We start from the raw sequence: 15,430 nt of genomic DNA, 5'->3' as shown, positions 1-15,430 counted from the left end.
TCTAACTATCCTCCAGTAAGAATTCAAGTTCGTTCAGATCGATTTGTCCGATATTCATAGACGGTACCGGCTCTAACGCTTCGGCCTGCCAGCCATCATTTTCTATTCGGCCAAACGGACTGACAAGCTCCGTACGAAATCTTGCCAGGATATGGCCGCTCAATTGCTTGATATTGTTAAAATTGAACAAATCGTTTGGATGTAAGCCTATGCCCAGCTTTTCATTTACCTTGGCTATGAATTCCAGAGTCAGTACCGAATTCACGCCATACTCCGAAAAAGAAAGAGATGTGTTTATATCACTTGCATCTGTATAGATAACCTCTGTTAGCGTGTCGATCAGACAATGCTCCACTGTAGTTTCATGATCGGTATGAGCTGCCGTTACAACACTGCTTCTCTTGGTGTCTGCTATAACGGTTGGAAAAACCGGCGCAGGCACTGGCTTAGATTCAGGCTGGTCAACCGTAGTTTCCGTAGAGCCTTTGCCAATCCAATAAGTCTTCTTGTCAAAAATATAATTCGGCATGGAGATGATTTGTGGTGTCGTGCCTTCATGCAATTGCTCCCAGCCGATATCTACCTTTAACAGCCACAATTGGGCGATTTGCTGCAATTGTCTGCTGCGTACAATGTTTTGAATAAATTGATGGCCCGATTCGTTATGGAATAGAATAGCTGTCATATCCCGGTGATTGTTTAAGCTGCCTGTATACACATCCGGCACATTCGGCTCTCCCGAAGAAAACCGGACCAGCACTTTCTCCAGTTCCCCGATGTCCTTGCTAATAATGGCAACCCGTTCATCAAAAGCTTCCCTTCCGACCTGCAGGGTATAAGCGATATCCTCCAAACGAAGGGCATACCCGGACTCGCTGGCTACCGCAACTTCCTTCTGAGTTTCCTTTGCCGCTTCATAACGAGTCATCAGTTCTCGCAGAGATCTGCTTTCAAAAAATGCGGTTTCCGCAATGTCTATCTGATAAAGCTCCTTCAGTCTTCCGGCAATGTTAATCCGATGGACGGCATCCGCACATAAACTGGTCAAATCCTCGTCCCAGTCGATGAGATCAGGGTTCATACCAAGCACCTCTGCTACAACCTGTACGCACATGCCTTCAGTAACTTCCGGGCTTTCTTCCGAACGTGCATTACTGTTTAAAAGCTTGGCAGCTTGTCCCTTCCGGTGCCGGGCAATAAAGCTTGCCAGCCGTCCTGCTTGCTCCTTCAGCTTATCCCTGCTTTTTGCGGACAGAATAATCAGCTGCTCCTTATCATGACAGGCAGAAATTACGCTTTGCTCAAAATCCTCGATGATGATATGGGCATTCGTTCCTCCTGCGCCAAATGAGCTGATTCCCGCCCGTAAAGGATGGTATCGGCGGCCGGAAGGCGTAGGCTCGAAAGTCTGCTCCCATGGCTGAAGTGATCTTTGCACATAGAAAGGTGTTTTCTCGAAATCTATATTCTCATTTAATTGTTCCGCGAGAATCGAAGGCGCGAGCTGTTTATGCTTCATTTGCAGCAGTACCTTCGTTAAAGATGCCATTCCAGCCGCCGATTCCAGATGTCCTACATTGGATTTTACCGATCCAATTGCACAGAACTGTGTATTAGCGGTGAATTTTCGGAATGCCTTTGTTAATCCCGCAACCTCAATCGGGTCTCCCAATGCGGTCCCGGTGCCATGCGCTTCAATGTAATTGATAGTTTCCGGATGAATTCCGGATCTCTTCAATGCCTCTTCAATAAGATCTGACTGGGCGTTGGGATTAGGAACGGTATACGAGCTGACTTTGCCGCCGTGATTGACCGCTGTTCCCTTAATGAGACCGTATATGTGATCTCCATCGCGGAGTGCGAGCTCCAGCGGCTTTAACAGAACAGCTCCCACGCCTTCCCCTGGGACATATCCGTCACCGCCTTGGCCAAAGGCTCTGCACTTTCCTTCCGTCGAACCAAATCGTTGATCGGCAAGAAAAATATATTTAGCCGGATGTACAATCGTATTGACGCTTCCCGCTACAGCCAGCTCGCTCTCGCCATGCCTTATGCTCTCGCAAGCCATGTGAATCGCGACCAAAGCTGAGGAACACATCGTGTCTATAGCAATGCTGGGGCCCTTGAAATTGAAATGATAGGATATTCTGTTTGCTATGGACGCGAAGGAAGATCGGACATCCATCAATTGCCCTTTCGCATATTGCTCGGCTCCGAGCATTTGATAATGTGAATTCATGACTCCCACAAACACACCAACCTGTTTGCCGGAAATTTTGTTGCCTACATATCCGGCATCCTCCAGCGTATGGTACGTGGATTGCAGCATCAGTCTTTCCTGCGGGTCCATCAGTTCCGCTTCTCTTGGGGAGATATGGAAGAAGCCTGCATCAAACTTCTCCACATCGTTCATAAATGCTCCCCACTTGGTGTACACTTTATTTTTCTTTCCCTTTTCCGGATGGAAGTCTTTGTTGTAATCCCATCGGTCCTTCGGAATTTCTGTAACGCAATCCTGTCCTTTTCTTAGAACCTCCCAGAACTCGTCCAGCGTGTCTGCCATCGGATATTGGCCGCTCAGACCAATAATTGCAATGTCATCCCGCTTCGTTTCAGCTGGCAGCTCCCAAATAGTGACAGTCGCCGCAGCACTTACAGACTTCTCCTCACTGGAAGGCAGATGTATCGGACCTGCTCCTGCAATTGGCTGTTGACTGTCCTCTACACCGGCTAGCTTCTGAAAGAAGTCACCATAGTTAGTGATGAAAAATGCAGTCATTTGCTCAATCGTGTTGTACTCAAAGAACAAGGTGCTCGGCAAATCCGAGAAATCTTTTTCCAAAATCGAATTGAGGTCCATGATCATAATGGAATCAATTCCGTATTTGGAGAATTCGGCCGTCACATCCACCTGCTGCACCGGAATGCCAGTCGCTTTGGCTATAACTTCCTTTAAATACTGCTGAACTGCCCTTTCCATATCGATAGTCCCGCTAATACCAGGGCTGATCTGCACCTGTTCTTTCTTTTCAGGATACGCTGCTTCCAGTACCCTATTAACCTGCTGCCGTTCTCCGCAGGCTACAACAATCCGTGATAGGTCTGTTTTGACCAATTGGTCCAAAAGTTCCAATCCGGCCTGCATATCCAGCTGCTCCAGACCGGCCTGACTATGATATTGCACCGCTTCCTCTTCGGATAGCTGCATGCCGCCACCGTTCCAGATCGGCCAGTTAACGGATATGGAGGCTCCGGTTCGCTTGCCCGCTTTCACCCATTCAGCCCGGTCTGTTGCAAACCGATCGAGGAAACTATTCGCTGCCGCATAGGTGCCTCTGGCAAAATCTCCAATGATAGAGGAAATCGACGAAAATAGTACAAAGAAATCGAGCCCCTCATCCTGCGTGGCGATATCAAGACCTATGGCTCCATGGATTTTAGGAAGCAGAACTTCAATCATCTGCTCATGATTAGCCGTCAAAAGCGGCTGATCGCCCAATACTCCTGCACAATGAATAACTCCGTTAATGGAATGAAACGTCTCTTTGGTGTGTTTCACGATACGCTCTATCACTAAGCGGTCAGAAATATCGCCCTGCACGTATATTACTTTACCTTGATAGGCCTGCAATCGCTCAAGCTCATTGCGTTTCGTTTCATCCAGTTCGGATCTTCCCGTCAACACAACTTTGGCTTCATAGCGCTTCACTATAAATTCCGCCACGGCCATTCCCAGTCTGCCCATCCCGCCGGTGATGAGGTAAGTTCCATGATTTCTAAACCCGCTGTATTGTCCCTCCGGCAGCGACTCCAATGGAGCAATCGTTTGCCTGTTTCTTGTGCCGCCTTGATATGAAATCTCCGAGTAGGATGTATTTGTGCGGCAGAGCAATTCCTTGGCTGCAAGTTCCGGCATTTCATCTGTGCTGTTGTAGTAAATGACGGAAGGAATAAAATTCCGATTAATGGCTTGAAAGGCTTTGGACAAACCTTTGAGCAATCCGGCTTCTGATAGAAAGTTGTTATTCGCAGCTGCTAATAGAAATCGGACCTGATCCTTTTTTTGAATAAGGGTAAACGCTTTGAAAAGATGAAGGAACGGGTAAAACCCGTTCATAATACTAGGTTGTTCATCGCCATTAAATCCAACAGCTTCAGAAGAAACAAGCTCCCAGTCATACAGAATTGAATCAATAATGATGTGCTTGTCCTTCAGCTCTTCGAGCAAGCGGCAATAATCTTGTTCCTGAGCAGGATTGATAATGTACTCCGACGGATGGATTTCCTTGAAGGCTGTACCCTTCCCTACAAAAATAATGTTTTGCAATGCCGCTTGCTGCCGAGCTATCGCTTCCGCAAACCGCTTCACACCCGTTCTGTCACTGCCAAAAAATAAAATATTCTTCACTTCGGACTTGCCGTTATCCAAAAGGGGTGCTTCCAGCCAGCTTTCCGTATACAGATTTAAATTTTTTACCGTCTCTAGAGCATTCTTTGGTTGGATTTGGCGGATGGTAAAGTCTTTGGCTTCAACAAGCACCTCTCCCAGCTCATTTAAAATATAAACTTGGAACCTCTTCATGCCCGAAGCCTTGCCGATGGTTTCCGGTGCGATCCTCGCATAGGAGTAACAGCCTGGTGTCAGCTTTCCGTAGATTACGACTTCACCAAGCGCAAAAGGAATATGCAGTCTTAACTGCTTATAAGCCTCCGGGCCGCCAATCCAGGTGACCGCTCTTAGCGCAGCATCAACAATAGAAGGATGCAGGTCATAATGGTGGAAGGTATCATGGAGATCAGCCGGCAGATCCAGCTTCTCCAGCGATTCATGATCGCCGCAGAATGCCTCCGTCGTAGCCTGAAAGCTTGGACCATACTGAAACCCTATGGAATCTTTGAATACCTGATTGTAGCAGAAATCTTTGGTGATTCTTACTCCGCATCTCTGTTTAATTCCCCCGATATCGAACTTTCTTCTTTCGAGTGGCGTCTCTGCTTCGGCATACAGCTTACCCTTGCAATGTATAAGCTGGTTACCGTCTTGGACGGTATATACCTGAAAGTTCATGTAATTGGGTTCCCGGTAGATCTGAATGAAAGCGTCTATTGAGTCTTCAATCTGCATTCTATTGACCCACAGCACGTCTTTAATGGACTGAATGTTCTGCCCCGCAACCATTTCACCTGCTGCCCTAGCCATTTCAAGGTATGCTACTCCCGGTAAAATCACCTGACCGTCCACAATATGATCGCCCACATAGAAATCGCTGACCTTCAGTGTACGTACAAATAATTGGCGCTCGGGACTGGACTTGCCCATATCGAGCATCGGGTGGGTCTGCATTACGTTTGCATTACCGCCAGCAGGCTGTCTTAACGGCATCCAGTAAGAGGCTTTGTCAAAGACGTAGCCAGGTAAAGGAAGCTTGTTATAAGCAGCCTTGGGATATAGCAGAGCCCAATCCATATCAGCGCCGGCCGTCCAAAGCCGAATCAGCATATCGTTAAAGCTGGACATACCCTCATTAAAAATTGAAACCGCTGCAGCCTCCGTATCCCCTTCCCATACGCTCAAAGCATGAGTTTGCAAAATCTGGTGCTCTCCCAATTGACTCTGCAGCCGTTCGGTCCATTCGGTTATATCTTCAATTTCTACCAGGAGGTTATTTGCTTTATTCAAATGAGGATACTCCGTATCAGAATTCAGATAACCTTGCCGTTCATTGGCCTGTTCCTGAATATCCTCGATCTTCACTTTTTCAGACATTAACAGCTCCACTGCCATTTCTTTGGTAATCACCTCGTCCAGAACGAGACGGGTGAATTCATGGAGTCTTTCATTCGACAATTGGATCTGCTCCGACAAATCCCATTTTTGATTCAGCTTCAGCAGAGAACCATAGGCGATAAGCAGAAGCAGAAGCCTGCGCTTGTTAAGCTCCGGTCGACTGCCGGTAAGCAATTCATCCTGGTGCAGCAGCGATTCCGCTGTCAGGCTCCCGAGTCGCAGGGCCTGATCCCAGTCCCGCAAATATTTTTTGAACGTATATTGGGTCTCGTTCAGGGTTCTGGCTTTCTCCACATAATGCTTAAACGCCTTGCTGTCTGTTTCATTTATGTTCAGATCTCTTAAGCCTTCAATATAAGCTTTTCCGATGTTATATCTTCTGATCTTTTCTTTGTGAATCGGTTCAATAAATGGCAGCAACGGCCGTTTAATCTGACATTGGGCAAACGTTTTCTCGCCTGTCAAAACCGAATAGGCATCAGCCGGCTTGATCATGGAGCAAACCGCCATCGCTATCAAGGTGCCTTGATTTTCTCCGCTTATGGAGGATATGCCTATACCCAGGCTAATAAGGGCTTCAGCCAGCACATAATTGGCGATAAAAGAGTATGCCGCAATTCGTTCCTTATTCCATTTGGCAACTCTAATGCCATTACGGACATTCGTATGCCCTCCAGTCAGCTCAATTTCGGTTCCAATCCGCTCAAAGCGCTTTTGGATATAAGGATCTTCCATGAACGGCTTGATGTCCGAATAACCTTGATACAGGATGTTACAGAAGTGAAGATCCCACGTTTTCCGTTCCGTGTCAGTTCTCTTCTCCACCGTAGGAACGGATTCCAGGAAATGCAACAGCTCTTTCTTATTCTGAACCATGGCGCCTAGTCTGAATTCCTGGCACTGTCTTCTGCCAACCAACAGAGTCCGGCACATATCGCCGATATGTTCATCCCTGATCTCCGTTGAGTTCAAGTAATTTTTCCACGACTCCACACTCTTGCTCAAGCTGCTGCCGTTCAGAGCAGACAATGCGAAGATGTGTCCGTCTTTTGCCGGTTTTTTGCTGGCTTTCGCTGCCATACGATCATAACTTTCAATAATGACATGTGCGTTTACTCCGCCGAAGCCAAATCCGCTTACTCCAGCTCTAAGAGGGGTATGCTCGTTGACAGGCCTCCAATCTTCATTCTGATCAGCAACCTTAAAGGGCGTATTTTCCCAATCGAGCAATGGATTCAGGCCGGAAAGGTTCAACAATTTGGGAATCTTCTTATGTTTCATCATCATAAGTACCCGTATGATACCGGCAACCCCCGCCGCACTGGCGAGATGGCCAATATTTGTTTTTACGGAACCAATGGTACAAAACTGCCGTTCATCGGTGTATTGTCTGAATACGTTGGTAAGCGCCTCAACTTCGATCGGGTCCCCCAGAGCAGTTCCCGTCCCGTGCGCTTCGATATAATTAACGGTTGATGCATTCACCCCAGCTTGCTGAAGAGCCTTGTCGACTACGTCCATTTGCGCCTTCATACTGGGTGCTGCAATCGTCTGCGACTCTCCGCAGTGGTTCACCGCCGTTCCCTTGATCACACCGTAAATATGGTTGCCGTCCCGGATCGCATCATCCAGTCTCTGCAGCAACAGTACGCCTGCTCCTTCACCTTGAACAAATCCGTTCGCATGGGCGTCAAAAGCCTTGCACTGTCCGTCTCTGCTCATCATATTGGACTTGGAAAAGGTAATATATCTCCACGGATGGTAAGCAAGACATACACCTGCCGCAAGGGCATACTTTGAATCGCCGATTTGCAAGTTTTGTCTGGCTTTGTGTACAGCAACAAGGGAGGAAGAACAAGCTGTGTCTAGTGACAGGCTTTCCCCGGTTAAACCTAGATAATGTGAGATTCGATTGGCCGCAATGCACTCGAAATTTCCGAGTCCGGCATAATGATCCACATGCTCCCCGTTGGTTAAGGCAATCAAATTATAGTCATTTCCGGTAACTCCTACGTAAACCGAGGTTCCTTCCTCCCTCAGCTCCCGCAGGGGAATGCCTGAATCTTCAATGCAATGCCAGGTTTCCTCCAGCAGAATTCGCTGCTGAGGGTCCATGCTCGTAACCTCTCGGGGTGACAAATTAAAGAAGGTATTATCAAACTTGTCTATGTCGGATAAGGAAGCGCAGTATTTGACAAACTGTTCATTATCCCAGCCTAGTTCAGCTTCATTTTTTAACCCGTACTTCCCGTTTTGCCATCGGTCGAATCCGATTTTCGTTACGGAATTTACATGATTAATCATATTATTCCAGTAGTCGTTGTAATGATCCGCCTGTGGAAACCTGCATCCTATACCAACGATGGCCACATCCTGGGCTACAGCTTCTCCCCGCTTTTTTACCTTATTCCCCGCGGCCTTAGACCCCATACACCTTCTCCTTTTTCACTAAGGTCTTTAGCTCACTCATTCCTCTTAACAGGGAGAGAATGCTTTCCGCCTGATGCTGCTTTTTGATATGCTTCTCCATCGTGCCTTTCCAGGCATCAAACTCAAAATCCAGAGCCTGGAGCAAAGCACCCAGCATAACAAAATTTTCATTTCTAATATTTCCGGTTTCCTTGGCGATGGCTGCTCCTTCAACGAAGGTGACATGTTTATACTGATCAAAGCTGTCGTCAAATTTACCCTTGTATGTATCAATAATCAAATCTGTCTGATTGACGATCATTTGTCCTTCTTGCTTCAGGAAGCTCCCCCAGCGAAGCGCTTCGATTTGATCGAAACCGAGTATGAAATCCGCAGTCCCTTTTTCAATCAAAGGCGAATAGATTTTCTCTCCAAATCTGACCTGCGAATGAACACTTCCGCCTCTTTGCGACATGCCATACACCTCTGAAACCTTCACGTCATAGCCAAGCGCAACCAGTCCTTGAGCTAAAACATTAGTTGCGGTAATGACACCTTTTCCGCCCACGCCTGCCAGAATTATGCTAATGGCTCCTGTCATCATGCTATGCCTCCTTAATGCAATCATAAGGACAGACTTGCTGGCAAATGCTGCAGCCTCTGCATTCCAGCTGATCTATCACAATTTTTTGATCCACGATCTTGATTGCCGAACAACCGAGCATGGTGCACTTTTTGCAATTTACGCAAGCTTCTGTATCAATAAAGAATTTATTTTTGGTTTCTGTCTTGCTTTTCAATAGTTCACAGGGATGTCTTGAGATGATGACGAAAGGTTCAGTGCTTTGCTTTGCAGTTTCCACACACTGATGCATGTCTTGGAGGTTTGTGGGGTCTATCACTTTGAGGTTGTCTTTCTTAATGCCCAGGGCCAAAACGATATCTTCAATCCGAATCTCTTCTGATATGTTTCCTTGCAGCGTCTTGCCTGTACCCGGATTTTCCTGGTTGCCCGTCATCGAGGTGGATCGGTTATCCAAAATGCAAACGACAATCGGAGTCTGGTTGTATACGGCATTGAGCAGCCCGGTCATGCCTGAGTGGAAAAAGGTCGAATCACCGATAAATGAAAAAACTTTTTTGCCCATCGGTTTGAAATCCTGTGTCCGCTGCATTCCGGTTGCCATGGATATGGAGGCTCCCATACATAGGACGGTATCCAGCGCTTTGATCGGCTCTGTTCCTCCCAGGGTATAGCAACCGATATCCCCGGCCGCAATGATATCCTTTTGCTGCTTGACGGCATGATACAGCCCAATATACGCGCAGCCGGCACACAGCCTTGGAGGTCTTGGCGGAACATTAACAGCATCGTAACAAGCGTACTCTTCGCCGATTATGGCTTTCCTAATGATTTCCGGGTTCAATTCGCCGCAGATCGGTATAATTTCCTTCCCTGTGCAGCTTATTCCCATCGCTTTCAAAGAGGTTTCAATGAAAGGCTCGCCTTCTTCGACAACGTATATTTTCCTCACCAAGGAGGCGAATTCCTCGGCCTTTTGATCCGGGAAAGGATAGCTCATGCCAAGCTTCAAATAGGAGACGGTATCTCCAAACACTTCTTTTACATATTGATAGGAGATTCCGCTGGTCACAATACCGATATCCGGTGAATTGAATTCAATTACATTAAGGCCAGAGGAGTTGGAATATTCCTGAATGGAAAGAAGATTATCCTCGATTTCGAGATGTCTCTTTCTGGATATTGCCGGAAGCAGCAGCCTGTCCAGCTTATTTTTTTTGTAGGTTCGGAATTTATCTTCCACCTGAAAATCTTCCTGAAAATGAACAATGCTTTTGGAATGGGATACTCTGGTTGTGGTTCGAAATAGTACCGGGGTGTTGAAACGCTCGCTGATGTCGTAGGCTTCTATCATTAAGTCTTTGCATTCTTGGGAATTGGTCGGCTCTAATAACGGGATCTTGGCATGACTGGCATATATGCGGTTGTCCTGCTCGTTCTGGGAGGAATGAATGCCGGGATCGTCCGCCGAAACAATGACCAGGCCGGCATTGACCCCTTCATAGGTCATATTAAAAAGGGGATCTGCCGCAACGTTAACACCCACATGCTTCATTGTCGTAAGGCTTCTGACCCCTGCGATGCAGGCGCCTGCAGCTACTTCCAGAGCCACCTTCTCATTGGGGGCCCACTCGGCGTAAATCCCCTCATATGCACTTATCGTTTCTACAATTTCTGTGCTCGGTGTTCCAGGATAGGATGATATGATTTTACAATTTGCTTCATAGGCTCCTCTAGCAATTGCTTCATTTCCCATCATAAGAGCTCTCATTTAATCTTCCTCTCGTCGGTTTGTAATCCTGTCTTTTTAATTAAAATTATCAATATTATCCCTTATAAAAATGATATACCTATTTCTTTTAAATAAAAACAGTTTTTAAGTAGATTTTTGTTAAATATTTTCTAAATATTTCTTTTATAAATTACATTTATTAGGTCTTTGGTCCTTTTCAATAGATTAATATGTCTTAATTTGGTTTACTATTAAATTTGTTACGTTTTTTTAATATTTTCCTGCTATGCTGTGTCATCAACAACGGCCTTTCTCTTCCAAATAGACCAAAACAAAAAGCCTGCAAAATAAATTTGCAAGCCTTATTTGATATAAATTCTTATTGATTCAATCGCTGCTGCAGCAATGCGGCCAGTTCTTCAGTGTTATCCCATACGATTGGACGGATGTCATTGGATGGTAAGACCAGCTGATCCGCAACGCTGCCATTCACGGTCCAGATGACCGGGATATTCAGCCCAAGCGCATAACCCGCTGTAAAATATACGGCTGGTGACGGATCGCTTAAATCCGCAATAATAATTTTGCTCCCGGAGATAAGCTCCAGCGAATACTTTTCATAGTACCGGGTTCTTGAATGATTCAACAAACGCGGAAGATACCCGCACTGTTCGATTTTTGGAAGTACTCTTTCCGACCATTCCATAGATTCATGATTATTATCCGATATCAAAACGAAGCACGGCTTTAATTTCCTTCCTCCGGCTCGTGCAGCAGCTTCGCTCCAGCCTTTTTCCGTAAGCTTAAAGGTCATACCTTCCCGGATGATAGACTGCTCGTTTCTCAGCTTATCTATAATATATACAAGCTCTTGTAAATTAGGAGAATAAGTCAAGTTATAGCTACTAGAGAGAGAAATCACAACCGGTTCTCCCGCACGCTCGGAATGCCTGTACAAGTATTGCAGCAGACGATTCCCCTTCTCCTCCAGTGTCACCGGGATTCTAGGAGAATTGGTAAGGGGTTCAATATCCTCGCTCGATAGAGCGACCTTCTCATCCCCATCCGTCAGCTCCCGGATATAAGCCGATACGATAGGGAAATTTTGACGTTTCATCGCATACGAATAAGCATTGATGGCTTCGTAGCTATCTCTTAAAAGGCTATACGACCCGTCGGGTGAACAGTAACAGCCTATATATCTGTCGTATTCGCCTTTTGCTTCTATCGGAACGATTTGATCACAGAACAAACAGTGCTTCTTTAACATAACAGTTTATCACCTCATGTGCTTTTTCTCATCCTCTAGGGTAACAAGTTTTATAGGAAAAGTAGATAAGCAGATATTTCCTGTGGCTAAGCAAGCCCAAAGGCATGAACCAGCAAGAATCCAAGCAATGAGAGCAATACTGACCCGATTATTCCTGCCAGAAAAGGTTTTTTGCCCAGCTTGCGGAAGGTCACGATATCTACGCCGAGTCCAAGACCAGCCATCGCCATGGCCAGTAGCATATAGGCAATAACCAGGATTCCGGCAGTTATTTTCACAGGTAATATCCCTAACGTATTCAAGCCGCTCATGAACAAAAATCCGAAAATGAACCAGGGTACCGGAAGCTCTTTCCACTGTATTCCTTTCGAAAGCCCACCCTCTTTGTTACGTTGATTGTGCCCTTCCCATATTCCGAGCATCAGTGCTACCGGAACCAGCATCGCAACCCGTGTCAGCTTGACTAGAACTGCCAAATCTACAGCCTCTTGTCCTCCCGGTGCAGCTGCAGCAATCACATGTGCTACCTCATGCAATGTCGCTCCTGTAAAGGTTCCGTACCCGGCTGAAGTCAAGCCTAATATCGGATACATAATCGTGTACAGCAGTGTGAAAAGAGTCCCCAGAATCGCAACGGTCGCCGCGCTTACCGCCGTTTCATCGTCGCTCGCCTTGATTTGCGGAGATATCGCAACCACCGCCGCCGCGCCGCAGATTGCCGTACCGCAGGCAGTTAACAGCCCCAGTCTCTTATCTACCTTAAACCACCTGGACAGCCCATAAACCACAATTATCGTAAATAGAATGTTAATCACGGCAATAGCCAAAACTTCAGGGCCTGCATGTACGATATCCATTATATTTAGCTTCAGACCGAGCAGAATAATACCCGCTCTTAAAAGCTTCTTACTCGAAAAAGTAATACCTGGTTGAGCCTGAAGGGGTACCCCTATTACAGCTCTAAATAAGATTCCTAACAAGATCGCAAGAACAAGCTGCCCCATAATATGCAGAAAAGGAAGTACCGCCAACGCTTTCGCAGCAATGGACAGAAGCAAAGGAATCATTAAACCTTTTAAAAAGCCGGCCTTTCTGTATGCCTTGATAGATGTTTGTTGTGTATGTTCCAAGTTCTCACTCCCATTCACCGGTCAAATCTTACGGGTATAGCTTCACTATAGAAGCATCGGTGGAGGAAGTGAAATACAGCTTTGCTATTTGTACCATTACAAAAACTTATGATTAAATGAATATCTATGCTAAAATGACCTTAGTTATCCGTGTTTGAGTGTCTTTAATATTAATTAATAATGAGGGATTATTATGATTGTGGATGCCTTACGAGTGTTCGTTACCGTAGCAGAGCAAAGTCATTTCTCCAAAGCGGGGGAGCTACTCAACCTTTCCCAGCCCGGAGTCAGTCTGCATATCCGGAATCTGGAGAATGAGCTCGGTGCAAAGCTGCTGCATCGTTCGCCTAAGCAGGTGCGTTTGACAGAAGCGGGAGCTATTCTTTTCAAGCATGCCAAGCAAATATTAGCCCACTACGAACAAGCGGGTCAGGAAATTAAAATGCTTCGGGATGAAGTAACAGGCAGTATTCATATCGGGGCCAGCTTCACAATCGGGGAGTATATTTTGCCGGCAAAACTTGCAGAATTCGCGAATCAATATCCGCAAGTCAACCTTCAGGTTACCATCGGCAATACGGAGGAAATAATTGGGGCTGTTCGTTCCAATCAGCTGGATATTGGCTTTATCGAAGGTGAGTCACAGGTTTCAGACTTGACCGTAATCCCATACATGAAAGATGAGATGATCGTGGTCTCTTCGTCTGGTCATCCATTATCGGAAACCTTGGTAGTGGAGCAGGACATGCTGCAGGATCAGGTATGGGTACTGAGGGAACATGGCTCGGGAACCCGCGCCTTTAGTGATCATTTCATGCAGGAAGCGGCTATTTCGATAAAGAGATCCTATGTCTTTAACAGCAGCCAAGGTGTCAAGGAAGCTGTGAATGCCGGTTTAGGTATAGCCATGCTCTCTAGATCAATTGTACGAAAAGAACTGGCTGGCGGCGAGATAAAAGAACTGCGGATCAGGCATCATTTTCTGGAAAGAGACTTTTCGATCATACGTCATAAAGAAAGCACATCTTCAATGGCACTCACCGTTTTTATGCAAAAGCTGTTTGTTGTGAAAAAGGACATCTGACCTTCACTTATTTCCCGCTCCCGGGTTTCTTTTTCTTGCCAAGCTTTATCGAACCGAGAGTTGCGCCTTGCGGAATCTGTATCAAATGTGATTTGGAAATCCCGATCTGTTGAGAGGTATAAATACCTGTATGGCCGGAGAACAAATAGCTGACGAGACAAGCAATGAACATATAAACCGCCCCACTCGATCCGAACAATTCGATGCCCATAAGAAAACAAGCGATAGGCGTGTTGGTTGCGCCGCAAAATACAGCGATAAAGCCAAGGGAAGCCAAAAATGGACCATATAAATGCAAGAAGCCGGATAACGCATTCCCCAAAGTCGCCCCTATAGCAAATAAAGGAGTAACCTCACCGCCCTGGAAACCGGCCCCTAATGTAAGTGAAGTAAAGATCAGCTTCCACAGGAACGCGAACGGAGAGACCCCCTCACCGAACGAGTCCTGAATAAGCGGGAGACCGAGTCCCAAATAATCTCTTGTTCCCAGCAAGTACACCAAGCCGATAATAATTAAACCGCCTACGGCGCTTTTAATCATAGGGTTCCGGAATAAATAGCTATATCCTTTCTTAAGTGCGTGCGTTAACTCGCTGAACAAAATACTGGTTAATCCGAATAGCAGCGATGCAAATATCACCTTAAGCAGCACAAGGGCAGAAAGATCGGGTACCGCTCCCACCTGATATTGAATATGGGATACTCCCCAGAAGGAGGTTGTTACTAAATGACCTACATAGCTGGCAACAAAGGCAGGCAGCAGGGCTTCATGACTAATTAAACCGATAGCCAGCACTTCAAGTCCAAATACAGTACCTGCCAGGGGCGTTCCAAAAATAGATCCAAACCCGCCGCTAATTCCGCAAATTAACAGGATTCTCCGGTCAACCGGACTGACTCGCAATAGCTTCCCAAAGCCTTCAGCCAGACTCCCTCCCATCTGCACAGCAGTACCTTCACGGCCTGCAGAGCCTCCGAACAGGTGTGTAATCAAGGTTCCCAACAGCACTAGAGGCGCCATACGCAGGGGAATCGTTTCCTTGCCGTCGTTGATCTGTTCCAGGATCAGGTTATTGCCCTTGGCACTGTTCTTTCCCAGCTTCAGGTACAGAAAACTGACAAACGCACCACCGGCAGGCAACAGAAATAACAGCCACGGATGTTCGGTTCTCTGATCGGTCACATACTCCAGGCTGATGAGGAAGAAGGCGGAGGCCGTCCCGCTCAAAATACCCACACCGCTTCCTAATAGAATCCATTTCAAAAAAGTTCTCCATAATAACCAGCGTAATCTGAATAGTTGCATCGGCAGCATATCTCCTTAAGGACTTTCTTGGTTTTCATAAAAAACAGACCCCTACCAGCAGATGAATCGCTGGTAGGAGTCATTAGCCGTTGCCGGCGGTTATGGCGAACTCCATCGCCTTATCAACT

General features: G+C 46.4%; 6 protein-coding genes, 3 pseudogenes and 1 riboswitch. Of the genes and pseudogenes, 1 reads left to right on the top strand and 8 read right to left on the bottom strand.

What is annotated here, in order from left to right:
• Position 1: 1 nt before the first annotated feature.
• The 7 genes and pseudogenes from PaeBR_RS13790 to PaeBR_RS13760 form a co-directional block, all read right to left on the bottom strand.
• Positions 2 to 1,093: pseudogene (locus tag PaeBR_RS13790) on the bottom strand (phosphopantetheine-binding protein); the annotation flags it as partial.
• A 99-nt stretch (positions 1,094 to 1,192) separates the two neighbouring features.
• Positions 1,193 to 2,590, bottom strand: a pseudogene (locus PaeBR_RS13785) (type I polyketide synthase); the annotation flags it as partial.
• A gap of 189 nt (positions 2,591 to 2,779) precedes the next feature.
• Positions 2,780 to 8,218, bottom strand: a pseudogene (locus PaeBR_RS13780) (SDR family NAD(P)-dependent oxidoreductase); the annotation flags it as partial.
• On the bottom strand, positions 8,208 to 8,798 hold the full coding sequence (locus PaeBR_RS13775; RefSeq protein WP_410511155.1) for an indolepyruvate oxidoreductase subunit beta: 591 nt from the start codon (positions 8,796 to 8,798) through the stop codon (positions 8,208 to 8,210). The pseudogene PaeBR_RS13780 and the gene PaeBR_RS13775, both read right to left, overlap by 11 nt.
• A 4-nt stretch (positions 8,799 to 8,802) precedes the next feature.
• Positions 8,803 to 10,551 (bottom strand): indolepyruvate ferredoxin oxidoreductase subunit alpha, encoded by a 1,749-nt coding sequence (gene iorA, locus PaeBR_RS13770; protein ID WP_410511154.1) that lies wholly within the window; start codon positions 10,549 to 10,551, stop codon positions 8,803 to 8,805.
• Between the two features lie 340 nt (positions 10,552 to 10,891).
• Positions 10,892 to 11,629, bottom strand: a complete 738-nt coding sequence (locus PaeBR_RS13765; RefSeq protein ID WP_410511153.1) for a hypothetical protein — start codon at positions 11,627 to 11,629, stop codon at positions 10,892 to 10,894.
• Between the two features lie 239 nt (positions 11,630 to 11,868).
• Complete coding sequence (locus PaeBR_RS13760; protein ID WP_410511152.1) at positions 11,869 to 12,849, bottom strand: YeiH family protein; 981 nt, start codon at positions 12,847 to 12,849, stop codon at positions 11,869 to 11,871.
• 256 nt (positions 12,850 to 13,105) lie between these two features.
• Between PaeBR_RS13760 and PaeBR_RS13755 the strand changes: the two genes are divergently transcribed.
• On the top strand, positions 13,106 to 13,996 hold the full coding sequence (locus PaeBR_RS13755; protein WP_410511151.1) for a LysR substrate-binding domain-containing protein: 891 nt from the start codon (positions 13,106 to 13,108) through the stop codon (positions 13,994 to 13,996).
• A gap of 7 nt (positions 13,997 to 14,003) precedes the next feature.
• Here PaeBR_RS13755 and PaeBR_RS13750 read toward each other — a convergent pair whose 3' ends face one another.
• Entirely contained in the window at positions 14,004 to 15,311 is a 1,308-nt protein-coding gene (locus PaeBR_RS13750) for a voltage-gated chloride channel family protein (RefSeq protein WP_410511150.1), read from the bottom strand.
• Positions 15,312 to 15,368: 57 nt separating this feature from the next.
• A riboswitch (Fluoride riboswitch) is annotated at positions 15,369 to 15,430 on the bottom strand.

It is taken from the genome of Paenibacillus sp. BR2-3 (assembly GCF_046529485.1).
In the GTDB taxonomy this organism is placed as follows: domain Bacteria; phylum Bacillota; class Bacilli; order Paenibacillales; family Paenibacillaceae; genus Paenibacillus_AQ.
The sequence above is the reverse complement of the archived record's forward strand: the minus strand, read 5'-3'. Positions and strand labels throughout refer to the sequence as shown.

What these genes read in the sequence shown, in the direction of transcription:
- PaeBR_RS13775 (WP_410511155.1), bottom strand. Translation starts at nt 8,798, where the DNA reads ATGACAGGAGCCATTAGCATAATTCTGGCAGGCGTGGGCGGAAAAGGT.
- iorA (WP_410511154.1), bottom strand. Translation starts at nt 10,551, where the DNA reads ATGAGAGCTCTTATGATGGGAAATGAAGCAATTGCTAGAGGAGCCTAT.
- PaeBR_RS13765 (WP_410511153.1), bottom strand. Translation starts at nt 11,629, where the DNA reads ATGAAACGTCAAAATTTCCCTATCGTATCGGCTTATATCCGGGAGCTG.
- PaeBR_RS13760 (WP_410511152.1), bottom strand. Translation starts at nt 12,849, where the DNA reads ATGATTCCTTTGCTTCTGTCCATTGCTGCGAAAGCGTTGGCGGTACTT.
- PaeBR_RS13755 (WP_410511151.1), top strand. Translation starts at nt 13,106, where the DNA reads ATGATTGTGGATGCCTTACGAGTGTTCGTTACCGTAGCAGAGCAAAGT.
- PaeBR_RS13750 (WP_410511150.1), bottom strand. Translation starts at nt 15,311, where the DNA reads ATGCTGCCGATGCAACTATTCAGATTACGCTGGTTATTATGGAGAACT.